This window comes from Shewanella sp. DAU305 (assembly GCF_026802235.1).
GTDB classification, from domain to species: domain Bacteria; phylum Pseudomonadota; class Gammaproteobacteria; order Enterobacterales; family Shewanellaceae; genus Shewanella; species Shewanella baltica.
Genome location: NZ_CP113808.1, coordinates 1,379,361 through 1,403,237, shown reverse-complemented (window position 1 = coordinate 1,403,237; position 23,877 = coordinate 1,379,361). Strand labels below are relative to the sequence as shown.

Sequence of the window (23,877 nt, the reverse complement as noted above, 5' to 3'; positions counted from 1 at the left end):
AATACCTAAATTTAAATACGACTGTATACCCATACATTGTAAGGCGATTTACGGCAGGATCAAACATTAGGAAAAAAGATGAGAATTTGTATGGTAACAGGAGCGGGAGTTTTTGATTAAGCTAACGAGCTGAAACACGGAATGGGGCAAAAACGCGTTAGCCCAAAGCTAACGCAAAAAGACGGTGTGTCAGGACATGAATCAGACTAGGCAAGTCTGATTCACTGTAACGGTGGTTGCAATCCCTCACGGTCAGGTCTTACTTTTTAGTATCTATTACTTTTTGTATCTCTAGCTATCAGACAACAAGGGACTAATCTTTGAGCCGTTGAGGCAATAGCTTTTTAGCTAAACGAACAGCGATAGGGTTAGTTAAGATTGGCATTGTTGCAACAGTGACCGTTGGCGGCATGGATGCCGCCGTCGAGCCTATAGGGATATATTTACGGCGAGTCACTGGGGAAACAACGACAATTCATGCTGCACAACTGACGACAAAGTTATCTTGCTTTGGGGCATGAGCTTTTTAGGACAGGCTGAGATATAGAGAACATTCCCAAGATTGGCATTATTGCACCAGTAAACGTTGGCGACACGGATGCCACCATCGAGCTTATAGGGATACTTTTTTAAATAAAAGGGCGGCGAGTCACTGGGGAAACAATGACAATTCATGCTGCACAACTGACGAGACCGTTATCTTGAATGGTTAGCCAAGCTTTAGAATGTGACCTTAAAAGTGGTCACATTCAGATTCTCACTTGAATTGAATCTTCAACCTAATCCGGTTTAAATACGCCGATCACTGCTCCGGTGGCTTTTTCTGTGACCTTTTCATCGGTTTGCTGTTCACGGTAATCACACTCAGTACATTCAACGGTTTCGATGCCGTTTTCCTTGTAGAGTAAAATGCTGTCTTTAGCGCTGCATTTTGGGCACTTAGCACCGGCTACGAAACGCTTTTTGATTTTAGTGTTTGTCATAATAGATAAAGGACCAGATAGCAGGGCCAAGGGACTCGGCCGAATAAATTGGCGCTATTTTGCCACACTGATGATTGAATACCAGTGTTACCTGAAAGTATGAGGCCTTAGGTCGATGTGATGCGATTCGCTGAAGATCGTCCTGAAAAGTCGAATAATTGTCCGAGTTATCGGGTCAGGCTGTGGTTTGAAACTGGGTTGTACGCTATTATCTGTGCCCTGACGAATTCACGTTCTAACCAAGTTGTAGTCAATGATCAGCATCAACCAAGCGCAATTAATCCGTGGCAGCAAAACCCTGCTAGATGAGACCTCTCTCACGATTTATCCCGGCCATAAGGTCGGTTTAGTCGGTGCTAACGGCACAGGCAAATCTTCACTGCTCGCATTAATTTTAGGTCACTTAAGCCTAGATAAAGGTGAATTTAGTCTGCCTTCTGGCTGGCAAATTGCCACTGTGGCCCAAGAAACCCCTGCGCTCGACGTCTCGGCACTGGAATATGTGATCGATGGCGATAGCGAATATCGTCAATTAGAAGCCCTATTACACAAGGCCCAAGAAGATAACGACGGCAATGCCATCGCACTCTTACACGGTAAAATCGACGCTATCGGTGGTTATGCGATTCATTCGCGCGCGGGTTCATTGTTAGCGGGTCTGGGCTTTAGTGAAGCCGATCAAAGCAATCCAGTGAAAAGCTTTTCGGGCGGCTGGCGTATGCGCCTCAACTTAGCCCAAGCGTTACTGTGCCGCTCTGACTTATTGCTCCTCGACGAACCCACCAACCACTTAGACTTAGATACCATGTACTGGCTCGAAGGTTGGATTAAGTCCTATCAAGGCACGCTGATTTTAATCAGCCATGATAGGGACTTTATCGATGAAATCGTTGATGAAATCGTCCACGTTGAAAATCAAAAACTCAATTTCTACAAAGGCAATTACAGTGCCTTTGAGCGCATTCGTGCTGAACGTATGTCGCAGCAACAGGTTGCCTTCGAGCGTCAACAAAAAGAACGTGCGCACATGCAGTCCTTCGTTGACCGTTTCCGTTATAAGGCCAGTAAAGCCAAACAAGCCCAGAGCCGCTTAAAGGCGTTAGAGCGCATGACTGAGTTGTTGCCGTCTCAAGCCGACAGCCCCTTTTATATGGAGTTTCGCGCCCCAGAAGCCCTGCCCAATCCACTGATTAAGATGGAGCAAGTCGCGATCGGTTATAGCGATAAGCCAATCCTGAGTAAGGTGCATTTAAACTTAGTGCCGGGTGCACGCATTGGTTTACTCGGCCGTAACGGCGCAGGTAAATCGACATTAATCAAGCTGTTATCGGGTCAGTTATCGCCAATGACAGGTTTGTATGAACCTAATCCTGGCGTCAATATCGGTTACTTTGCCCAGCATCAAATCGAATTTTTGCGCCTCGACGATACGCCGATGCAGCATTTAGTGCGTCTTGCACCCAATGCCAGAGAGCAAGAGTTGCGTAACTTCTTAGGCGGTTTTGGTTTTAACGGCGATATGGCGCTTTCTCCGGTGCGCCCCTTCTCCGGCGGCGAGAAAGCCCGTTTAGTGTTGGCGTTATTAGTTTGGCAACGCCCTAACCTATTGCTGCTCGATGAACCCACCAACCATTTAGACTTAGAGATGCGCCACGCCCTAACAATGGCACTGCAAACCTTTGAAGGTGCTATGGTTGTCGTCTCGCACGATAGGCATTTACTGCGATTAACCTGTAGCGATTACTATCTGGTCGATCAAGGTGAAGTGCGCGCCTTCGACGGTGACTTAGACGATTATCACCAATGGTTGCTCGATGCGGCGAAAGCCAACTCGAATCAAAACAGCACCAGCGACGAGATCAAACCTGCCGCCGATAAAAAACAGCAAAAACGCCTCGAGGCCGAAATCCGCCAAAAGGTATCGCCGCTCAAGCGCAAACAAACTAAGTTAGAAACCGAACAGCAAAAGCTGAGCGAACGCCTCGCCGAGCTAGAACACTTGCTGGCCGATAGCGAATTGTATGATCAAGATAACAAAGCCAAGCTAACCTCGGTATTAACTGAGCGAACGAGCTTGACGCAAACCTTAGAAGACAGTGAAATGCAATGGCTCGAGTTGCAAGAAGAGATAGATGCAATGGAACTTGAGGTCATGGAGCAACAATAACTCCAGCATTCTTTTACATAAAAGTCAGTAGCAGCGGCAATACAAGGAAATAGTATGGCGGTTTTAACCCAGTTCGACAGTCAACTCTGGCAATGGTGTGATATGAGCTATGCGCAAAACAAAGCACTCTGTCTCGAATTGCAAAATAGCTGTCAGGTGAACGTCAATCTACTGCTACTGGCACAATATTTAGATATCACTATGGATGTGTCTGGGCCGCAGCAATACAGCACAGACCAATGGCAAACGCTGATGAGCGCCGTGGGTGAATGGGATGAAAGATTTCTCATGCCCTACCGCAAATTACGCAAACTCGCCAAGTCCAGCTTGAATGAGCAAGAGTATCAACAAATGCTCGCCGTTGAGCTGATGATGGAACGTAAAGCGCAGCGAACCATCTTAAATAAACTCAATGAACTCAGCCCAAGCGGCCAAGCAACGAATCTGGTGAGCTACTTAAGCTTGTTTGGACTCAGTGACATGGACGCCAACGAAATCGGCCTCATCGCGCCCTGATCTAATCCAAACAAATCACGTTAAATCAAGCACAGCTAAGTTAGATCGAGCTCAATCAAATTAACACTATGATCATCTGAACCGCTAACAGCTGCGGCCTTGTGGATAGCGTTGACAGTCATCCTTGATCACCAACCAATTCAACTGACTCTCAGTATAAATATGGTACCTAGGCTGAACTTGGTTAGCGTCGTCCAGACTCGCTATGCTCAAGGTCGAATAATCGGGATATTGAGTATGTCGGTAAGTTAACGATGTACCGCACTTGTCACAAAATCCACGACGGATAAGTTCGGACGATGCGAACTCAGTTACCAGACCTTTCAACCATCTAACTTGGCCTCTCTTGAAATCCATCCAAGCACCAAATGCAGATCCCGTGCTTTTTTGGCACGAACGGCAGTGGCAATAATCCGCATCAAAGGGTTCACCTTCAATCTGATAACGAATCGCCCCGCATAAGCAGCCGCCTTCCCGTAATCTCTTTTTAGGCATATACACTCCTATTTCCGACTACCCGCACGCTCCCTTGAGTAGCGCTTCATCTCGATAAAATAAACCGCTGCGATTTACCTTATCGAAATTGAACTGCTACAAAAGAACGTTAATTAAGCGTCGATTTCTTGCTGTAACTTTTCCAGCTCATCCAAAATATGCAGAAATTTTTGGCCAAACTCAGTCACTTGATACTCGACACGCGGCGGCAGCTCGTTATAAATGACCTTATCTAAGATGCCAAATTCTATGTTCTTTTTTAAACATTGATTCAATACCTTAGTTGAGAGCCCCTCAACGGATCGCACCATTTCCCCCGGTCTTTGTACCCCACTGGCCAACAGCTGATAAACCGTTAATGACCATTTACAACCATAAATCGTCTCGACCATACGCGCTGAACGCTCAGGGGGCGATTTGCGTGAAATAATTTTTTCATTGTTATTCATAAAGATGTACCAAAAAGTACCTGCCTTACCTATTTGTACTTACTGTTCAGACAGTTATTGAGTTCTTAAGATTACCACCTTGATAATACTTAGGAGTAGAAAATGCAATTTAATACCTCAAATCTCGCCATTATTGTCGGTGGTAGCAGTGGCATAGGTTTCGAAACGGCCAAACAACTGGCCGAACAAGGCGTATCAGTGCTCATCGTCGGTAATCAACAAGATAAACTCACCGCAGCCGTTGCTGCGATCAAACAAGCCCATCCAGCAGCCGAGTTACGCGTCGACGGTTTTCAAGCCAACCTTTACCAAGCTGCGGATGTTAATCGGCTGATTGCGCACATTACCCAGCTTAAGCAAAAGGTCGGCTACCTAGTCAATGCGGCGGGGTATTTCAATCCCAAATCCTTTATCGACCACTCAGAGGCTGATTACGATCTCTATATGGCGTTAAATAAAGCCCTGTTCAAAATCACTCAAGCCGTAACCCACAAGATGATTGATGCGGGCGGTGGTAGTATAGTGAACATAGGTTCTATGTGGGCAAAACAAGCGGTTAAAGCCACACCTTCGTCAGCGTATTCCATGGCCAAAGCAGGATTACACGCATTAACCCAGCACTTAGCGATGGAACTGGCAGACAAGCATATTCGCGTCAACGCGGTTTCACCTGCCGTGGTGAATACGCCCATCTATAACGCTTTTATCCCAGAGGCAGAGCTAGACCAAGTGATTGAAAGCTTCAACGCTTTTCACCCTATTGGTAGAGTCGGCACGCCAGCCGATGTAGCAAACAGCATTTGTTTTCTTCTATCCGATGACACTAGCTGGGTTACCGGCGCGATTTGGGATGTTGATGGCGGCGTGATGGCTGGACGCAACTAATATTGCAGACACAGCGAGTATGCTAGTGCGTAGCTAACGGTGCGCTTACTCAATTAGCGCACTGTTAGCGCAGCAAGACGCAACGAACACAGTAAACAATCACTATTCTAAGTTAAGGTTAAATAAGGTCTAACACTATGCTCAATATGAACTTTAGCGAACGTGTCGTTATTGATACGCAGCAGCAACCCTGGTTGCCAAGTCCTGCTCAAGGCGTTTGGCGCAAACCACTCGAGCGGGAGGCTAAAGAGTCAGGACACACCAGCAGCATAGTGAAATATGACGCGGGTTCGCAGTTTGCGACCCACCCGCATCCGCTGGGCGAGGAAATTTTTGTACTCGAAGGGGTATTTTCCGATGAAAACGGCGATTACCCCGCGGGCAGTTATCTTCGCCATCCGCCAGGGAGCCAACACGCGCCGTTTAGCCAAGAAGGCTGCGTGATCTTAGTAAAGCTCAATCAATTCGATCCGCGAGATCTTGATGTGGTCAAGATTAACACTCAGAAGACTGAGTGGTTACAAGGCATAGGCGGCTTACAAGTGATGCCGCTACATGAGTTCGAGCATGAACATACTGCGTTAGTTAAATGGCCTAAGGGTGAAACCTTTCAACCCCATCGGCATTTTGGCGGCGAAGAAATATTGGTGTTATCGGGCAAGTTTCAAGATGAGCAAGGGGAATATCCGCGCCACACTTGGATACGCAGTCCGCACATGAGCGGCCATTTTCCTTTTGTCGAAGAGGAAACCATTATCTTAGTGAAAACAGGACATTTACCCATTAGCACGATTCAACCCTAAATCCACGGCGAGCATTGTCTTAGCCAACATACGTTTTTACAGTATAAGTTGCTGCTACATACGTTTTTGCAACTAAGCCTTCTGCAGCTGAGCTATCTGCAAGTAAGCTTCTGCATCAGAATCATTGGCTAAGGTAACATCACCCTTTGCCGTCGGTGAGCTTTTGCGCGAGTGCGGTGGCATTACGTGCTGTGATGCCATAAATCGACAGCTGCGGGTTAGCGCCAAGGCTGGTCGGGAAGATAGACCCATCCATTACTGACAGATTTTCTAAATAGTGCGACTGACCATAACTATTTACCATAGAAAGCTTTTCATCTTCGCCGAAGGGACAACCGCCCATCACGTGCGCCGATGCGACGATAGTGCGCAGTGGCGCGAGTGACATCTGCGCAATGCTCTCTTTGGCGTCTTTCCACGAAGATAAGTAAGGCATACCATCGCTGATCGGCAACACTTTTAAGGCACCCGCCGAGAATTGTAGCTCCGCCATACTGGCAAAAGCGCGTCTCGCTGCCCGCCAAAAGGCATCGGTCAGCGGATAATCTAGGGTAAATCCCTTAGGCGTTAAGTGCACTTCACCACCCTGACTGTCGGGATGATAACCATCGCGGATTAGGGCAATCGTCACTTGCAACTGATTGAACTGCGCCATTAACTCGGCATGACTCGCGCCATAACCTAAGGTTTTAGAGGCAATTAAAATCGGGTGCACTGGCGGCACTTCGAGTTTATAGCCGAGCTCCCCATCGGCGTCATTCTTCCACACAAATTCATCGGAATAGATAGATTGCGGCGCGCCACTATGGCCATTGATCGAATCGGCAAACACGCCGCCGGATAACAAAGTCGGATGTAAAAAAGTGCGTTTACCCAAAAGTTTGTGGGGATCGGGCACCTGCGAGCGCATCAAAATCGTCGGCGTATGGAGAGCGCCCGCACTCAAAATATAATGTTTAGCCTTAAATAACAGCTCAACGTTAGTGGGTCGTAAATTCACATCCAACGCCTGCGCCTTTAACGCAAACACTTGGCCGTTATGGTGCTCAATCTTAGTCACTTTAGCACGGCTAATCAGCTGCGCGCCTTTCTCAAGTGCCGAGGGAATCGTGGTCACTAACATAGATTGCTTCGCATTGACCGGACAACCCATGCCGCAATAGCCAGTATTCCAACAACCCGCCACATTGCGTTTAATGACTGTGTATTCCCAGCCAAGATTGATACAACCTTGCTTCAGGGCGGCATTATTACGGTTAGGCTCATAGTTCCATTCATGGATATTGAGCCGCTGCTCCATTTGCTCAAACCAAGGGTCTAAGCTCTCGCGATTAAGCCCTGCAACCGACTTATGTTGCGCCCAAAAAGCTAACGCTTCGGTCGGCGTGCGAATAGAAGTGGTCCAGTTAACTGTGGTTGAGCCACCGACTGCGCGGCCTTGAAAAATCCCAATCGCCTTGTCGGCGGTTTTCATCGCCGCGGCTTGTTGATACAAGTTGGGATAAGCGACCCGCTCTTCCATATTAAAATCACTGGAGGATTTTAGCGGCCCCGCCTCAATCATGATCACGCTTAGCCCAGCTTGGGTGAGGATTTCGGCCGCCACACCGCCGCCAGCACCTGTGCCGACAATAATAACATCGGCTTCAAACTGTTGGTTTTCTTGCAATTGGCTCGCGTCGGTATGTAACCAACCTGAGTTTAAACCATTCACTATAGGATCTATGACTGCCAACTTGAGTGCTCCACTGTCGCGGGTAAGATGCTTATTATTGGACGTTTTATTCGGTTACAAACGGGCGAGCTATTTGAACAGTTCAGGTTTGGCATAATGCAGGCGGCTCCAGTGTTCAGGGCAAGCGTAGTAACTGGCCATCACTAATTCCCGCAACCCGAGATAAGCGGTTTGTAACAGCGCAAAATAACTGTGGCGCCAAGTTTCTAGCATTTCAGTTAACTCGGCGGGAGAGCGCATCAATAACGGTGTCATGCTTGAGGTCAGTACGAGTAAGCCTAGGCGATTTTCGAGCATATCGAGCAGTTCAAATAACTCGGTTTGCTGCTCCTCGGGTAGCACAGAAATTGACTGTTTGATGGCATCTAAAGTGCGATTTTGCGCCGCGAGCTTGTGAGTTGCCACATCGGGCAAAGCGCCGTCGAGCATTACCGGTAAAAGCACGCTAAACAACAAACGATAATCTTTGCCTTCGCTGTCCTTGGGCAAACTAAACTCAGGAGAATAGAGATTGACCCCTAAGGCTAACGCCGCCGTACCGGCAAACGCGCCCATCAAAAAGGTTCGTCGCTTCATCTCTATCTCCTAAATATCAATCTAAATGTCGGCCTAAATATCAGCATAAAAAACAATTGTGCTAAACTGCCCACGCGTTTATATCCATGCGACCTCAAAATAAGAATTTCAGCATTTTGAAGTCGCTTGGATATAAATTAAACACACGTTTTAATTTTCAGCAATAGCCGATACCAAGATAAACACCCATGCCAAATTCCTTTATGCCGCCTTGGTGGGCCAAGAGTCCCCATGTACAAACGATTTTACCCGTATTCACTAAAGTGGCCAAACCAGCATTACAGCGGCAGCGCTTAGAGTTGCCCGATGGCGATTTTGTCGATTTAGATTGGCAGGATTTTCCGCAGTCTGGCAAACCTATCGTGGTGATCATCCACGGCTTAGAAGGAAGTGCTCAGTCCCATTATGCGCGGCGGATACTGCAAGCCTGTAAAGAACAGCAACTCGCAGCCGTCGTGCACCATCACAGAAGTTGCTCGGGTGAAGCTAATCGCCTCGCTCGCAGTTATCACAGTGGCGACACGGACGATTTACAGTTTAGTCTATCGACACTGAAAAGCGCGTATCCTCAATCGCCCTTATTAGCCGTAGGTTACAGCTTAGGCGGCAATGTACTGACTAAGTATCAGGGCGAATATCAGGATGACGGTTTATTAGCTCGCGCTGTGGTTGTCTCGGCGCCGCTGCAATTGTCCGCCTGCGCAAAACGTTTAGAAAATGGTTTTTCGAAAGTATATCAAAGCTATTTAATCAAACAGTTGCAGCAAAAAATCAGCCATAAACTGAACGATCCCGACTTAGCCATCTCTATGCCGTTGAGCCAGTTGCAGGTCGACCGTTTAAATACCTTCTATGATTTTGACGATAAAGTCACAGCGCCATTGCACGGCTTTGACGGCGTCGACGATTACTATACGCGTGCCAGTGGTTTACCCTTTGTCAGCCGCATTACTAAACCGACGCTTATCATCCATGCCAAGGACGATCCCTTTATGACCGATGAAGTGATCCCCCAGCAAAACCAATTATCGGGTTATGTCGAATACGAACTGCATCCCTATGGCGGTCATGTTGGCTTTATCGAAGGCGGTACACCTTGGAAACCGCGCTTCTATCTTGAGCGACGGATTTTACACTTTTTACTCGGCGATCAAAGTGTTGACCCACTTAGCGTAGAGCCCATCAACGGCGACAATATTCCCCAAGGAAGCACCGATGCTCATTCCCTATGAAACCCTATTACAACTCCCGAAGGAAACGCTCGCCAATCTGATCCGCGAATATCTCTTCGGTCAAGTGGAGGATGGCAGCTTTGCCAGTCTTGATGAGCAGGAACTAGCTCAGGCGATAGTCCAATGTCAACAAGCACTTAAACAAGGTAAGCTGAAATTAGAGTACAGTGAGGACGATGAGTCCTTCGCGATACGCTCGGCGGATCAAATAGCACAGCAGCAAGATTGACCAGTCCTACCTCTGTACCGTATAAATAGTACTCGCGTTTTTATCGCTTCCCCATAAGCGGCTCTTTTGGTTCCTAGCTAGGTAGAAAAAATGTCAGCAAAACATCCCATTATTGCAGTTACAGGCTCATCAGGCGCGGGAACCACCACGACTACCACCGCCTTTAGCCATATTTTTCGCCAACTAGGGATTAACGCCGCCTTTGTCGAAGGCGACAGCTTTCATCATTTTACCCGCGCTGAAATGGAAGTGATGATCCGCAAATCCCAAGCTGAAAACCGCAACCTCAGCTATTTTGGCCCAGAGGCCAATAACTTTGCCCGCTTGGAACAATGCTTTCGCGATTACAGCGCCACAGGCCAAGGCGAAACCCGCAGCTATTTACACACCTTCGATGAGGCAGTGCCTTTTAACCAGATGCCCGGCACTTTTACCCAATGGCGACCCTTGCCAGAAAATACCGACATGCTCTACTACGAAGGCCTGCATGGCGGCGTGGTTACCGGTGACGCCAATGTCGCCCAGCATGTCGATCTATTGATCGGCATGGTGCCCATAGTCAACTTAGAATGGATCCAAAAAATTATCCGTGACACATCAGAGCGCGGCCACAGCCGTGAAAAAGTCATGGGCTCAATTGTGCGCAGTATGGATGACTATATTAAGCACATGACGCCGCAGTTCTCCCGCACTCACATTAACTTTCAGCGGGTGCCAACGGTCGATACCTCTAACCCCTTTAGCGCCAAAGATATTCCGAGCTTAGACGAGAGCTTTGTGGTGATCCGCTTTCGCGGCATCAATAATGTCGATTTCCCCTATTACCTTAATATGATCCAAGGATCATTTATGTCACGGGTTAACACCTTAGTGGTGCCCGGCGGTAAAATGTCACTGGCCATGGAGCTTATCCTCACGCCTTTGATTAAAGATTTGATGGAAAAACGCCAGCAACTCAATACTCCAGAAGCGAACTAAACCCTAGCGGATTGAGGCGGGTTTGACTAAAGGCTAAGGAAATAAAGTCTTTTTTTGCAATAGATTAAGTTTGATTTAAGCCATTAGCGCTAATCTTGTCGGCATCGGGATTTCAGGCGAAAGAACGATAGTTGGCATACTCTTGGGAGTTAATTCCCCCATCTTGATCTGTTGATTTCCTTGAGTATGTCAGCAACCTCTTATGAACAGTTAATTCCACATCCATGCTTGATCTGTTGATTTCCTTGAGTGTGTCAGCAACCTTTTAACGTAACGTTAAGTCTTCAAAGTTAATTCCACATCCGTGCTTGATCTATTGATTACCTTAAGTATGTCAGCAACCTCTTATGAATAATTAATTCCACATCCATTGATTCCCTTCGGTTCGCCAGCAACCTCTTAATAAACAGTTAACTCCATACCTGTGCTTGATCCAGCCTGTATTTTAAACTGATTTTCTACGCACGAGATTCTTGTACATCACCATGCACTCTAAGGCTATGCCTCTGGGCGAGCAGTAGATGGATTCCTCTTCTAAACCTTCACCACCAAAACCACAGTGGCGATAAAAATCTACCGCATTCAAAGTCGATTCCAACCTCAACTGAGCAATGCCCTGATTAAAAGCCATGGTTTCAATAAATTGCAGTAGCACTTTACCGACCCCAAGCCCCATAGTATCGGGGGAGACAAACAGCGCTTCTAACTGGGCATAGGGTTCATCCAACATAACCATACCGACCACTCTCTTAAGCGGCGACGCATCACTGGATTGTTCTGCCACATAAAAATGCGCATCGACAATACGACTAAATTGCTCGGTCAGTTCGCCTTCGGTCCAAATAATCAGATCGCCCGCATCATAAAATCCGGCGCAGCCTTTATTGATGGCAGCATTGCGGATATCCCAGCAGGCCTGAGCATCTGCTTTCGTTGCTTTTCGTATAGTTATCATCATGTTTCCCGATTAAAAACGCTCAGCCATAACATGCCATGAAGCCGCTGAAACGCCAAGTAAACTATCGGCCTAGTATTTCACCCAATAAAAAACCGCCCGTAGGCGGTGTTAATCCAGTCAGCAGAACCTTAATGGATCTGCGCTAACCTATCTGACTTAAGTCTTAGCGTTAAGTGTAGAGCTAGGTTTAGCCTTTGATCAATTCACTAATGGTCAATACTCCGTGGGTCGTTGCACCCGCGCCCCACATGGCAGAAGCTGAATCTTCAAAGGCGCCCGCTAAATCAACGTGCAACCATTTAGCTTCTGGTGAAACAAAGCGCCATAGGAAACCTGCCGCATTAGAAGCACCACCGGCACCGCCACCTTTCATTGCGCGGCTGTTGGCTGTGTCAGCATAGGCTGATGGACACATTTCTTTGTGCCAAGGATCCAGCGGCAGCGGCCATACGCGCTCGGCAACACTCGTGGCTTTTTGCTGGGCCAGTTGCAACACATCTGTCTGTGGCGAGAAAATCGCGTTGTAGTTAGAACCCACCGCCATCACAGCGGCGCCTGTAAGGGTCGCTGCATCGATAATAAAAGGAGCGCCTGTCGCAGAAGCGGCTTGCAGACCATCGGCCAACACTAGGCGCCCTTCCGCATCTGTGTTCACCACTTCAACTGTTACACCATTTTTGTAGGTCAAAATATCACCTAACTTATAGGCACGGCCGCTGATCAAGTTTTCAGCACAACATAAGAAGAGTTTAACCCGTTTGTTTAGGCCAGATTTAATTGCTAAACCGAGCGCTGCAGTCACAGTCGCCGCGCCGCCCATGTCGCATTTCATGCCTAACATGCCTTCAGAGGCTTTGATGCTGTAACCGCCAGAATCAAAGGTAATCCCTTTCCCCACAAGCGCCACAGACACGGGTGCATCGGCGGCTAATGGGTTGAAGTCTAACTCTAACATTGCTGGTGGACGCTCACTGCCGCGACCGACAGCATGGATACCAATCCACTGTTCTTCGAGCAGCGCTTCGCCTTCGATAATCCGATAGCTCACTTTGTCGCCACCGATTTCAGCCAACCATTTCGCCGCTTGTTGGGCAAGCTTCACCGGCGATAGGTTTTCAGGCGTATCGTTGATCAGTTGACGGGCAAAGGTTGCCACATCGAGTCGACGTTGCAATTCAGCTTGTACAGCTTCATCACCACACCAATGGATTTGATAACCTGGTTTTGCCGTCGCGAAACCTTGGGCAAACACCCACTGGCTATTGAGATCCCAAAGCTGCCCGGCTAATACCACACAGCTAATGCCTTGACTGCGCAGTTTACGGGCCGCCATTTGAATTTGACGCAGCTCATCACCACCCGCTAAATGAATTTGCGCACCGTCGGCGGTATAAGTCACATCGGCTTTGCCCCAGTGGGCGGCCGGCGCTTCTTTGGTTAATTGCACTTTCATTAATTCAGTTACTTTTAGTTCACTCATTAGGGATCCTTATTTTTCGATTCGTTTTAGAACAATCAATCAGAACAAACTTTATGGCGGCAGTTTACTGCTAGCAGGCGATGACGCAAAGCGATTGGCTGAAGTTACTCAGGTAAAATCTGTAAACATTTGCGAAATTTGCTAGGCTTTGCGGCCTAGAACAGCCGATATAGGTCTACCGATGGAATTTACTCCGCCACTACAACAGGGCATTTTACTGCGCCGCTATAAACGTTTTCTGGCCGATGTGCAGTTAAGCGACGGCAGTGAGATCACTCTGCATTGCCCCAATACGGGTTCTATGCGTAATTGCCTGTATCCCGGTGAAACAGTATGGTTTTCTACCTCTGATAACCCTAAACGTAAGTATGCCCATACATGGGAACTGATGACCACGCCAGATACTGGCCTAATCGGTATCCACTCGGGTCAAGCGAACACCTTAGCCGAAGAAGCCATCAATAAAGGTATCATCAAGGAGCTCACAGGTTATGACAGCCTAAGCCGTGAAGTTAAATATGGTGATGAAAATAGCCGCATCGACATCCTGCTACAGGGTGCTCAAAAACCCGCCTGTTATATAGAAGTCAAAAGTTGTACTTTGCTCGAGGATGGCCAAGGTTATTTTCCTGATGCTGTAAGCCTACGAGGTCAAAAACATTTACGTGAGTTGATGCACATGGTCAGCCAAGGCCACAGAGCCGTATTGCTGTTTGTGGTGCAGCACAGTGACATATTCAGTGTTGCCCCCGCAGCACATATCGACCCTGAATATGCTAAGTTACTGAAAAAAGCAGTGTTAGCTGGAGTTGAAGTCCTTGCCTATCGCTGCGAAATGTCCCCGACTGAGATTCACCTAGCCCAAGCCTGTGCTGTCCGAGTATGATGTTAAGGCTGAGTTAAATTTGATTTCATTTGAATTAGCGAACATAGTCAAAAAATTCAATCAAAGCAGAATGAAAAGTTTGCCTCGATGTGAAGATTCTGCTATAGATAGCGGCCGTTCTTAAGGACGCCCTACAAACGCAAATGATTACAGGAGATGCGTTATGCCTGAAGGCACCAAAAAACTTGGCGTACTCGCTATCGCAGGTGTAAATCCTTACCAGGAAAAACCGGGTGAGGAGTATATGAACGCTAAGCAACTGGGTCACTTCAAGACAATTCTTGAAGCTTGGCGCAATCAGTTGCGTGAAGAGGTCGACCGTACTCTTAGCCACATGCAGGACGAAGCCGCAAACTTTCCCGATCCTGTTGACCGTGCAGCACAAGAAGAAGAGTTTAGCCTCGAACTTCGTGCTCGCGATAGAGAACGTAAGCTGATCAAAAAAATCGAAAAAACACTGCAAAAAATTGAAGAAGACGATTTCGGCTTCTGTGATTCTTGCGGTATCGAAATCGGCATCCGCCGTCTCGAAGCGCGTCCAACAGCCGATCAATGTATCGACTGTAAAACGCTTGCAGAGATCAAAGAGAAACAAATGGCTGGTTAATCAAGCATACTGGGCGGGGATTTCCCCGCCTATTTGTTTCTAACAACACCTTGACTCTTAGAGTTGAAGCCAAGCTCACTCCAATTTACCCCGATTCGCTTTTATCCTTGTATCCCTCTAAAATACGCCCACTTTGACTGACACTAACTGCTAACTCAGTAATATGGCGACTTTATCTTCTCCAACTTCAACTCATCGCCCCTATGTCGGACGTTTTGCGCCTTCGCCTTCGGGTGCCTTGCACTTTGGCTCGCTTATCGCCGCCCTTGGCAGTTATCTGCGTGCGCGTTCGCAACAGGGTAAATGGTTAATTCGCATTGAAGACATCGATCCTCCACGGGAAGTCAAAGGCGCCGCCGATGATATCTTGCGCACCTTAGAAGCCTATGGATTTGAGTGGGATGATGTGCCTTTGTATCAGAGCCAGCGCACTGCGGCCTATCAAGCACAAATTGATTCACTACTCGCCCAAGATAAAGCCTATTTCTGCCAATGTAGTCGCAAGCAAATTCAAGCCATGGGCGGTGTCTACGATGGCCGCTGTCACCGCTTGCCACAAACCCAAGCTGCAAATGTGGTTAAGTCTGGGGCGGTGCGGATAGTTAATACCGCGCAAGTGCAACAATTTGACGATAACCTCATGGGGCATATTTGCGTCGATAGCCATTTTGCCGCCGAGGATTTTATTATCAAACGCAGCGATGGCCTGTACGCCTATCAACTGGCCGTAGTGCTCGACGATGCCTATCAAGGCATCACAGAAGTGGTTCGAGGTTGTGACTTAATCGAAGCCAGTTGTCGCCAACTGAGTTTGTATCAAAACTTTGGCTTGGCTGCACCGCAATGGTTGCACTTGCCGCTTGCCTGTTTGAGCAAGGGATTTAAACTCTCTAAACAAAATCATGCGCAAGCGATTGATACACTTAATCCACAGTCGAGCCTCAATGCGGCGCTGGCATTTTTAGGCCAACAACCTGTTGAGACCCAAGGTTCTGTGGCACAAATGCTCGCTCAAGCCGTAAATCAGTTTCAATTATCCACTATACCGCAACAATCTGAGATACTGATCGAGCCCTGATATACTCATTAGGCTGCATTTGGTATATGATAGCCGCCAGATTTTTAATCAAATAACAGATCATATTTCGAGGTGTCCCATTTTTCGCCGTATCAGCCAATTCTGCAAACAGCTATTTGAAGACGCGCCTAAAACGACCGCTCCGACTCAAGCTCAGATTGAACCAACAACACCTGAACAAAGTTCCGGTGCGTTAAGCTTAGAGTTAGTGCCGAGAGATGCCCATACCATCTCGCGCAAACAAATCAGCGAAAATGCCCTTAAGGTATTATACAGACTGAATAAATCAGGTTTTAAAGCCTATTTAGTCGGCGGCGGTGTACGCGATTTACTCTTAGGGATTGAACCGAAAGATTTCGACGTCGTGACCAATGCGACGCCGGAAGAAATCAAAAAACTATTCCGCAACTGCCGAGTCGTCGGTCGTCGTTTCCGTCTGGCCCATATCGTTTTCGGCCGCGATGTTATCGAAGTGGCGACCTTTCGTGGTCACCATGGCGAAAGCAATGAGAAAGTCTCTAAAGCTAATGCCGAAGGGCGTTTGCTACGTGATAACGTCTATGGCGAAATCGACGAAGATGCTGAGCGCCGCGACTTTACCGTGAATGCCCTCTATTACGATATCAGCGATTACTCGATCCGTAGCTACGGCGGCGGCATGACAGATCTTAAAGCTGGCACACTAAGATTAATTGGCGATCCAGAAACCCGTTACCGTGAAGATCCGGTACGTATGTTAAGGGCGGTGCGTTTCGCCACTAAACTCAACATGGGTATCGAAACAGTTACAGCAGCGCCGATTAAACAATTAGCGCCACTGCTAAAAGATATTCCCGCAGCGCGTATGTACGAAGAAGTGCTGAAACTCTTCTTTGCAGGCAAAGCCTTAGCCAACTTCGAACTGATGCAAGAATACAAGCTATTCGCGCCGCTATTTCCGCAAGTGGCCGCTCTGCTAAAAGATGATCCTAAAGGCACGACCATGAAAATGGTGCAAGCCATCATGAAGAGCACAGATCAAAGAGTTAACGAAGATAAGCCAGTGACGCCTTCATTCTTCTATGCTGCGCTTCTCTGGTATCCACTGCGTCAACGCGCCGAAGATATTGCCGTTGAAAGTGGCCTGACGTTATACGATGCCTTCTTTGCCGCTATGGGCGATGTGATGGAGCAGCAATGCCAAACCATTAGCATTCCACGCCGTTTTAGTACGCCAGCAAAAGACATTTGGCAGTTACAGTTACGCTTTGATCGTAGCCAAGGCACTCGCGCCTTTAAACTGATGGAACACCCTAAGTTTAGAGCCGCATACGATTTGCTATTGCTCAGGGGCGAAGTCGAGGCGGGTAATGTCGCTAAGAGTGCCGCTTGGTGGCAACAGTTTGTTGAAGCCGATGAAACTGAACGCTTAGCCATTGCGCGCAGCGGCAGTCAATCGCCGAATCGTAACCGTAATGCCACTCAACGTCGTCGCCGTCCTCGCGCGCCGAATGCAGATGGTTCAGCCGCGACGAGCGCACCTAAAACAAGTGGCACGCCAAAAGCGAAAGCGGCTGAATAATGCCTCGCGTCTACGTCGCATTAGGCGCAAATCTTGAAGATCCCAAGACGCAATTGGACAATGCCGTCACGGCATTGTCCGCATTAGCCTTAGGCAATAGTCTACTGGTTTCCCCCTATTACCATTCGACGCCCATGGGCGATGTGGTGCAACCCGATTATGTTAATGCGGTGGCCAGTTTCGATACTGATCTTGAGCCATTAGCCTTACTCGATGCATTGCAGCATATCGAAAACACCCAAGGACGAGTGCGCCTTGAACGTTGGGGGCCCAGAACCTTAGATCTCGATATACTCCTGTATGGCAATGAAAACATTGACATACCTAGACTCAAAGTGCCCCACTACGGCATGAAAGAGCGCAGCTTTGTGCTCGTGCCTTTAGCCGCAATCGCACCGAATCTTATTCTGCCGTGCAACACTGCAATCGGCAGTCTTATCGATACAAAAATGTTGGCCGAGTTACAACAACTGGGCATTGATCATTGAAGTCCGTCCCCAGTTAGCTTATAACACCACTTCTATTTGGTTTGAAGATCATCCATATGTCTAAAATTACTAGCTCAACCCTGTTGAAATACAAACAGGAAGGTAGAAAATTCACGGCACTGACAGCCTATGATGCCAGTTTTGCCAGCGCGTTCGATAGCGAAGGTGTAGATGTGCTGCTCGTCGGCGATTCTCTAGGAATGGTTCTCCAAGGCCATGACGATACCCTACCCGTCTCTACGGCAGATATCGCTTACCATACTCGCTGTGTCCGTCGCGGTATCGAACGTGCCCTGCTGATCGCCGATATGCCCTTTATGAGTTACGCCACACCAGAACAAGCTATGGTTAATGCCACTGAGTTGATGCAGGCTGGCGCGAACATGGTCAAAGTCGAAGGTGGCCACTGGTTACTCGAAACGGTCACTAAGCTAACCGAACGCGGTATTCCCGTGTGTGCTCACTTAGGGCTAACGCCTCAGTCAGTCCATGTGTTTGGTGGTTTTAAAGTGCAAGGCCGCGACGCCGAAAATGCCCAGCGCATCCTCGACGAAGCAAAAGCATTAGAAGCAGCCGGTGCTCAACTATTGGTTGTGGAATGCATTCCAGCGCCACTCGCAGCGGCGATCACTCAAGCCTTAACAATTCCGGTTATTGGGATTGGCGCGGGCGCATCGACCGATGGCCAAATTTTGGTGATGCATGATGTGTTAGGTATTTCAAGTGGTTATATTCCACGTTTCTCGAAAAACTACCTGAAGCAAACCGGTGAAATTCGTTCTGCCGTGCGTGCTTATATCGACGAAGTTGCCCAAGGAACATTCCCTGGCGAAGAACACACTTTTAACTAATAACCGATTTATGCAAGGTAAGGCTCAATGATCACTAGCGCCCATATTGATGATATTCGCACCCAAGTGCGTGCATGGCGTGCCAAGGGCGAAACTGTCGCCTTTGTGCCTACCATGGGTAATCTCCATCAGGGACACATTACTTTAGTCAAAGAAGCGGCGAGCAAGTGCGACCATGTGGTGGCCTCTATTTTCGTTAATCCAATGCAATTTGGTCAGAACGAAGATCTGGATGCCTACCCACGCACACTCGCTGCCGACAGCGAAGCCCTCACGGCTGCTGGCGCTGAGCTGTTATTCACTCCAACGCCAGCCGTGATGTATCCCAAGGGTCTAGAGCAACAAACCTATGTCGAAGTCCCTGGGATTTCCAACGTGCTTTGTGGTGCGAGTCGTCCGGGGCATTTCCGTGGCGTTGCGACTATCGTTTGTAAACTGTTTAACATAGTACAGCCCGATGTGGCCCTATTCGGTAATAAAGACTATCAACAGCTATTAGTGATCAAAACTATGGTTGAAGACTTGTCATTGCCGATTGAAATTATCGGTGTCGATACCATACGTGAGGACTCAGGTTTAGCCATGAGTTCGCGCAATGGTTACCTCACTGCCGCAGAAAAAGCCGCAGCGCCTGCGCTAAAACAAGCCATAGATGCCATGGCCGCAGGGATCAAGCAAGGCGAAAGCTTTGAGCAAGTGACTGAGCAAGCAAAAGCCAGTTTAGTCGCGGCTGGTTTTACGCCGGATTACCTCGAAATTCGCCACGCTCACACGCTGGAACAAGCCCAAAATCAAGATCAAACCTTAGTGATTTTGGCCGCGGCCTATATAGGCAAAGCGCGGCTTATCGATAACTTAAGGTTCGATCGCTAACACTTAGCGTTATCAATCAGTAAAGAATCCGCCTTCTTAGAAGGCGGCTTTGACTTGCCCCTGGAAGGGGCTATTCCAAGAACCTACATCATCTGCAACGACAATTGAGCCTCATGTTCCTGATCTTGTTTATCTTGATGGCGTACATATCGTCTAATGATTTCTTCATTAATCCCTACTGTATCTACAAAATAACCTCTGGCCCAAAAGCTATTGCCCCATAGCTTTTTACGTACATAAGGGAATTTATTGAATAGCCTTATCGCACTTCTTCCTTTCAATACTCCCATCAGCGTTGATACTGACAGCTTCGGCGGGATTATGACTACCAAGTGAACGTGGTCTATCTGAACGTTTAATTCTAAAACCTCACAACCCTTCATATTGCAAAGGATATAAATTGACCTATATAACTCCTTACCAAGGTTTCCTTTTAAAATTTTAAAACGGTACTTCGGAGTCCAAACAATATGATATTTGCAACGCCAATAAACATGTGATGAACTTCTATAATCGCCCATGCTTTTCGTTTCCTCTTACTTGTGGTGAATAAGAAGTCTCTTTTAGCATGGGCGTAATTCAGGCTATAGCCTCAAGGAACAATCACCACCGCCAGAGGCGGTGGTTTTGGGATGACAATAAAAAGGAGCGCTCGCTCCTTTTTTTATGTTTTAATCTCCCTAGCACCCTCAATTTTCTTGTTTAGAATCAACCCTAGCGCCAAAAAATTGAATCGTCAAAAAACTGGTTTTATCCCTAAACTTACGCCATAGTATGATGCAGATGTTAACGCTAAGTAAAAAGTTGGCCACGACAATAAACGCAGTAAATTTGCCCCTTTACTGATATATGGCTAATACTTTAATGCCTTAGGTTTAATGGCTCAAGAACCCAGCGTCCCACCAGGACGAGACATAAATCACTGGTTGAACAGACTTAATAACGCGAGCGTTAAACTAACTTTTTATCAACTGTAATCAAATGATTAAATCATAATCGCTATGCTAGTGTACAAAGGATTTGTCGCCTAATGGCAAGACTGATACTCACCCTAATTTGTGTTATGTTGCCTAGTGCAGTACAGGCAAATACCATTTATAAATGCCGTAAAGATGACAAAATTGTCTTTAGCCAAACCGCTTGCCCGCAGGAATTTAGCCAACATAAAATCGAATATCAGTTGGGGATCACCACAGAAGTCGACTCAGATAAAAGGGACATTCCAGTCGATCCCCTGCAAGCGCTACTGAATCGCCAAACCATTTCTAAAGAAAAATTACTGCAATTACTCGATGGCGAGATCTATCGGCTTAAACAAGAGAACAGCTATTTTGAAATCCTGCGCGCCAGTGAATTACAAAAACTAGAACGTAAGCGTTATTGGCAAAATAAGGAAAAAAGCGATCCTGAATACATTAACGAAATGGACGATATCAATACTCGCTTCAATGCGTTAACCGTAAGCAATAACAGTGCGATGCAGCAACTGAAAGATCGTAAAAGCCAAATCAGTACTGAGGTATCCCCTGAAGAATCAAAAGAACCAGAAAAACACTGATCTGATATAAAAGTTAGTGCTCAGCTTGCTACTCATTCACCAAGGAATTCGACCACTATGGTCGAATTTTTCAACTCATTAAACCGCTCATTGACTCTTCATCACTCTCTAAGGACAGCCGTAGATAAAACCACCTAGCTCGCCTTTTAACACGCTGTAATACCGCTAAATAGCCTTTGAATTGAGTCAATCCCACAACACTATTCCCACCATATTTCCTATAACTTGTTTCCCCGAAAAATATCACGCTACAGTCGATGCATTGCTTAATTTTGTTGCACCATTGTTTAAAAGCCATGAGATAACTATGCAACGAATACGACTTAACTACTAGCCCAACTAGACTACTCAGCCTAAAAAAACATTCTCTAAAAAACAGATAAAAGTTACTGAATCAATTGGATAACGATACATTCATCATTTATCTACTGTGAATCCTTTGCGTAATAAATACCCTTTTGGCCAATTGCGACATATCAGCGGGACTCGTATCTTCAGGGCTGAATTTGGAGTGCCTGTTGTTTTAGGCAACCCAAGATATTTGATGCAAGGAGTCACCCGTGCCAAATACCTCGATACGCTTTTTGGTACCGCTGATCTTGCTCTGTAGTTGTATGACCTCAGCACAAGAGCTGAATGTCAATGAGTTACCCGTAACCCTGCAGGCATTACTGGAACGTTCCGGTCGCGATAATCTTATCGAGCTGGTGCAACAAGGCAATGCCAACCAAGGATTACTGTTCCAATCAGGCAACGATAACAAGGCCGATGTGACACAAGTAGGCAATGATAACGATGCGCTAATCACACAAATTGGTTCAAACAATGAAGTGCAACTACTGCAGGTCGGCAGTCAAAATACGGCTTCAGTGACACAAATTGGCAACGACAATCTAGTGCAACTGAACCAACTAGGAAGCGGCAACTTTTCGATTCAACAGATTGCAGACGGTGCTGCAATCTCAATAACTCAATATTAAACAGGGAGCGTCACATGAAATCACAAGCTAAAAAATCACTTATTGCTTTAGCCATTGCAACGGGTTTAAGCGGTCAAGCTTTTGCCGCCAGTACTGTGAGCGAGATTAGCGTAGTGCAAGCGGGTCAAGGTCAAGACACGTTAGTTTCACAAACGGGTGTCATTAACGCTGCAGCGGTTGTGCAAACGGGCACAGATCAAACCGCAACAGTTATCCAAGACGGTGTGTGGCATGAAGCCGCGATTAATTCGACGGGTGTTGATAACAAAGTCCAAATAACGCAACAAGTTGACTGGCATGTGGCAAGTGCAAATGTTGTCGGTGACAACAACAATGTCAATGTGTCGCAAGACGGTTTCTTTAACCAAAGCAGCAATGATGTTACTGGCAACAATAACACGGTATTCGTTAACCAATTGGGCGAAGTCAACGAAAGCCAAGTTGAAATCACTGGCGCTGAAAACACAGTGTTTGTTGAGCAAGAAGGCGATGCTAACTTTGCAGTATTCCGCGTTGAAGGCAGCAACAACGATGGGAAAATCACCCAAGTCGGTGACAACAACCAAGCGGGTTTAATTGCCCTTGATTTAACCGCTAACGTGGGTAACAACAACGACGTTTCTGTTAATCAAAAAGGTAACAACAACTTTGGCGCAGCTAAAGGTATTGCAGGTAATGACAACACTGTAGATATGGACCAAAAGGGTGATAACCATGTTGCCTTCGTTTACGCACTTGCAGGCAGCGACAACGATATTTCAATGGATCAAAAAGGTAACGGCAACACGGCTTATCTTGCTATGACTACGGGTGATGACAACACTGTCGATATTACCCAAAATGGCAGCGGCAACACTATCGGTGATACTTTAGTGGCCGATATCCAAGGTAATGACAACGATATTACTATCACCCAAAAAGGCGATGTCAACGGTGCAGAGTTCCAAGTATGGGGCGATAGCAACGACGTTGACTTGAAACAAAAAGGCGATGCTAACTTCGCGACCTTCGGTGCATACGGTACAGATAACGACTTCGATTTATCTTCTAAAGGCGATAACAACGAAATCGTTGCCTTCGCATCAGGTGAAGACAACAGTATCGAAGTGAGCCAAGAAGGCGATGCTAACTTTGCCTATGTCGATGCAGTGGGTAGCGATAACGAAGTTGATGTTGAGCAAGATGGCGCTCAAAACGAAGCCGTCATTTCCATTGCTGGCAACAATAATGCCGATGTCACTGCACTGCAAAATGGCGATCTTAACCTTATCGATTTAATTATCGAAGGTGATGAAAACACTGCACAAATTGCTCAATCAGGTAACGGTAACTGGATTGGTGGTGACGCAAGTAGTTCATTTGAAGTAAGCGGTGATAATAACAGCCTGTTGATCACTCAAACAGGTAACGATAACTTAGTACTAGGTTCTCAAGCTGGTAATAACAACAGCATCAGCGTTAATCAATCAGGTAATATGAACGTTGCTACTGTAGTGCAATACTAGTCAA

The 23,877-nt window shown here is 47.0% G+C and carries 25 protein-coding genes; 17 read left to right on the top strand and 8 right to left on the bottom strand.

The window, feature by feature from the left end; all coding sequences use genetic code 11:
- Nucleotides 1-779: 779 nt before the first annotated feature.
- A complete protein-coding gene (locus tag OX890_RS06125) occupies nucleotides 780-983 on the bottom strand; it encodes a YheV family putative zinc ribbon protein (RefSeq protein ID WP_012088350.1) in 204 nt (67 codons plus the stop codon).
- 253 nt (nucleotides 984-1,236) lie between these two features.
- Between OX890_RS06125 and OX890_RS06120 the strand changes: the two genes are divergently transcribed.
- On the top strand, nucleotides 1,237-3,150 hold the full coding sequence (locus OX890_RS06120) for an ABC transporter ATP-binding protein (protein ID WP_006085975.1): 1,914 nt from the start codon (nucleotides 1,237-1,239) through the stop codon (nucleotides 3,148-3,150).
- 54 nt (nucleotides 3,151-3,204) lie between these two features.
- Nucleotides 3,205-3,666: a TIGR02444 family protein gene (locus tag OX890_RS06115; protein ID WP_126491226.1), complete on the top strand. Its 462-nt coding sequence runs from the start codon at nucleotides 3,205-3,207 to the stop codon at nucleotides 3,664-3,666.
- Nucleotides 3,667-3,750: 84 nt separating this feature from the next.
- Here the strand turns inward: OX890_RS06115 and OX890_RS06110 are convergent, their stop codons facing one another.
- Nucleotides 3,751-4,161, bottom strand: a complete 411-nt coding sequence (locus OX890_RS06110) for a GFA family protein (protein ID WP_268650255.1) — start codon at nucleotides 4,159-4,161, stop codon at nucleotides 3,751-3,753.
- Between the two features lie 113 nt (nucleotides 4,162-4,274).
- Nucleotides 4,275-4,610 carry a winged helix-turn-helix transcriptional regulator gene (locus OX890_RS06105; protein ID WP_006082956.1) on the bottom strand — a complete coding sequence of 112 codons (336 nt, stop codon included), beginning with the start codon at nucleotides 4,608-4,610 and terminating at the stop codon, nucleotides 4,275-4,277.
- A 102-nt stretch (nucleotides 4,611-4,712) separates the two neighbouring features.
- On the opposite strand from OX890_RS06105, the gene OX890_RS06100 reads away from it, so the two are divergent.
- Entirely contained in the window at nucleotides 4,713-5,495 is a 783-nt protein-coding gene (locus OX890_RS06100; protein ID WP_268650254.1) for an SDR family NAD(P)-dependent oxidoreductase, read from the top strand.
- A gap of 137 nt (nucleotides 5,496-5,632) precedes the next feature.
- Nucleotides 5,633-6,298 carry a cupin domain-containing protein gene (locus OX890_RS06095; RefSeq protein ID WP_107402586.1) on the top strand — a complete coding sequence of 222 codons (666 nt, stop codon included), beginning with the start codon at nucleotides 5,633-5,635 and terminating at the stop codon, nucleotides 6,296-6,298.
- 139 nt (nucleotides 6,299-6,437) lie between these two features.
- Here the strand turns inward: OX890_RS06095 and OX890_RS06090 are convergent, their stop codons facing one another.
- Nucleotides 6,438-8,033 carry a GMC family oxidoreductase gene (locus tag OX890_RS06090; RefSeq protein ID WP_259562499.1) on the bottom strand — a complete coding sequence of 532 codons (1,596 nt, stop codon included), beginning with the start codon at nucleotides 8,031-8,033 and terminating at the stop codon, nucleotides 6,438-6,440.
- A gap of 69 nt (nucleotides 8,034-8,102) precedes the next feature.
- A complete protein-coding gene (locus OX890_RS06085; protein ID WP_063883924.1) occupies nucleotides 8,103-8,609 on the bottom strand; it encodes a hypothetical protein in 507 nt (168 codons plus the stop codon).
- A 188-nt stretch (nucleotides 8,610-8,797) separates the two neighbouring features.
- On the opposite strand from OX890_RS06085, the gene OX890_RS06080 reads away from it, so the two are divergent.
- The 3 genes from OX890_RS06080 (at nucleotide 8,798) to OX890_RS06070 (ending at nucleotide 11,048) form a co-directional block, all read left to right on the top strand.
- Entirely contained in the window at nucleotides 8,798-9,841 is a 1,044-nt protein-coding gene (locus OX890_RS06080; protein ID WP_268650253.1) for a hydrolase, read from the top strand.
- Nucleotides 9,825-10,070 (top strand): YheU family protein, encoded by a 246-nt coding sequence (locus OX890_RS06075; RefSeq protein ID WP_006085983.1) that lies wholly within the window; start codon nucleotides 9,825-9,827, stop codon nucleotides 10,068-10,070. Before OX890_RS06080 ends, OX890_RS06075 begins: the two co-directional genes overlap by 17 nt.
- 90 nt (nucleotides 10,071-10,160) lie before the next feature.
- Entirely contained in the window at nucleotides 10,161-11,048 is an 888-nt protein-coding gene (locus OX890_RS06070; RefSeq protein WP_006082963.1) for a phosphoribulokinase, read from the top strand.
- 445 nt (nucleotides 11,049-11,493) lie between these two features.
- Here OX890_RS06070 and OX890_RS06065 read toward each other — a convergent pair whose 3' ends face one another.
- Both OX890_RS06065 and pepB read right to left on the bottom strand, forming a co-directional pair.
- The gene (locus OX890_RS06065; RefSeq protein ID WP_268650252.1) at nucleotides 11,494-12,003 is read right to left on the bottom strand and encodes a GNAT family N-acetyltransferase; all 510 of its coding nucleotides are present in this window, start codon (nucleotides 12,001-12,003) and stop codon (nucleotides 11,494-11,496) included.
- A gap of 190 nt (nucleotides 12,004-12,193) precedes the next feature.
- The gene (pepB, locus tag OX890_RS06060; RefSeq protein WP_107946599.1) at nucleotides 12,194-13,486 is read right to left on the bottom strand and encodes an aminopeptidase PepB; all 1,293 of its coding nucleotides are present in this window, start codon (nucleotides 13,484-13,486) and stop codon (nucleotides 12,194-12,196) included.
- A gap of 181 nt (nucleotides 13,487-13,667) precedes the next feature.
- On the opposite strand from pepB, the gene sfsA reads away from it, so the two are divergent.
- The 7 genes from sfsA (at nucleotide 13,668) to panC (ending at nucleotide 19,830) form a co-directional block, all read left to right on the top strand.
- Entirely contained in the window at nucleotides 13,668-14,372 is a 705-nt protein-coding gene (sfsA, locus tag OX890_RS06055) for a DNA/RNA nuclease SfsA (RefSeq protein ID WP_107946598.1), read from the top strand.
- Between the two features lie 163 nt (nucleotides 14,373-14,535).
- Nucleotides 14,536-14,979: an RNA polymerase-binding protein DksA gene (gene dksA, locus OX890_RS06050; protein WP_006082967.1), complete on the top strand. Its 444-nt coding sequence runs from the start codon at nucleotides 14,536-14,538 to the stop codon at nucleotides 14,977-14,979.
- Between the two features lie 163 nt (nucleotides 14,980-15,142).
- Entirely contained in the window at nucleotides 15,143-16,057 is a 915-nt protein-coding gene (gene gluQRS, locus OX890_RS06045; RefSeq protein WP_107946597.1) for a tRNA glutamyl-Q(34) synthetase GluQRS, read from the top strand.
- A gap of 19 nt (nucleotides 16,058-16,076) precedes the next feature.
- On the top strand, nucleotides 16,077-17,618 hold the full coding sequence (locus OX890_RS06040; RefSeq protein WP_268650251.1) for a polynucleotide adenylyltransferase PcnB: 1,542 nt from the start codon (nucleotides 16,077-16,079) through the stop codon (nucleotides 17,616-17,618).
- Nucleotides 17,618-18,106, top strand: a complete 489-nt coding sequence (gene folK / locus OX890_RS06035; protein ID WP_268650250.1) for a 2-amino-4-hydroxy-6-hydroxymethyldihydropteridine diphosphokinase — start codon at nucleotides 17,618-17,620, stop codon at nucleotides 18,104-18,106. Before OX890_RS06040 ends, folK begins: the two co-directional genes overlap by 1 nt.
- Before the next feature lie 56 nt (nucleotides 18,107-18,162).
- Nucleotides 18,163-18,957, top strand: coding sequence for a 3-methyl-2-oxobutanoate hydroxymethyltransferase (panB, locus tag OX890_RS06030; protein WP_006082971.1), 795 nt, complete (start codon nucleotides 18,163-18,165; stop codon nucleotides 18,955-18,957).
- Between the two features lie 27 nt (nucleotides 18,958-18,984).
- Entirely contained in the window at nucleotides 18,985-19,830 is an 846-nt protein-coding gene (panC, locus tag OX890_RS06025; RefSeq protein ID WP_071940073.1) for a pantoate--beta-alanine ligase, read from the top strand.
- An 83-nt stretch (nucleotides 19,831-19,913) separates the two neighbouring features.
- Here panC and tnpA read toward each other — a convergent pair whose 3' ends face one another.
- On the bottom strand, nucleotides 19,914-20,351 hold the full coding sequence (tnpA, locus tag OX890_RS06020; protein WP_268650249.1) for an IS200/IS605 family transposase: 438 nt from the start codon (nucleotides 20,349-20,351) through the stop codon (nucleotides 19,914-19,916).
- A gap of 509 nt (nucleotides 20,352-20,860) precedes the next feature.
- Between tnpA and OX890_RS06015 the strand changes: the two genes are divergently transcribed.
- The 3 genes from OX890_RS06015 (at nucleotide 20,861) to OX890_RS06005 (ending at nucleotide 23,873) form a co-directional block, all read left to right on the top strand.
- The gene (locus OX890_RS06015) at nucleotides 20,861-21,388 is read left to right on the top strand and encodes a DUF4124 domain-containing protein (RefSeq protein ID WP_268650248.1); all 528 of its coding nucleotides are present in this window, start codon (nucleotides 20,861-20,863) and stop codon (nucleotides 21,386-21,388) included.
- A gap of 560 nt (nucleotides 21,389-21,948) precedes the next feature.
- Entirely contained in the window at nucleotides 21,949-22,368 is a 420-nt protein-coding gene (locus OX890_RS06010; protein WP_259523455.1) for a curlin, read from the top strand.
- 14 nt (nucleotides 22,369-22,382) lie between these two features.
- Nucleotides 22,383-23,873: a curlin gene (locus OX890_RS06005; RefSeq protein ID WP_268650247.1), complete on the top strand. Its 1,491-nt coding sequence runs from the start codon at nucleotides 22,383-22,385 to the stop codon at nucleotides 23,871-23,873.
- Nucleotides 23,874-23,877: the final 4 nt, after the last annotated feature.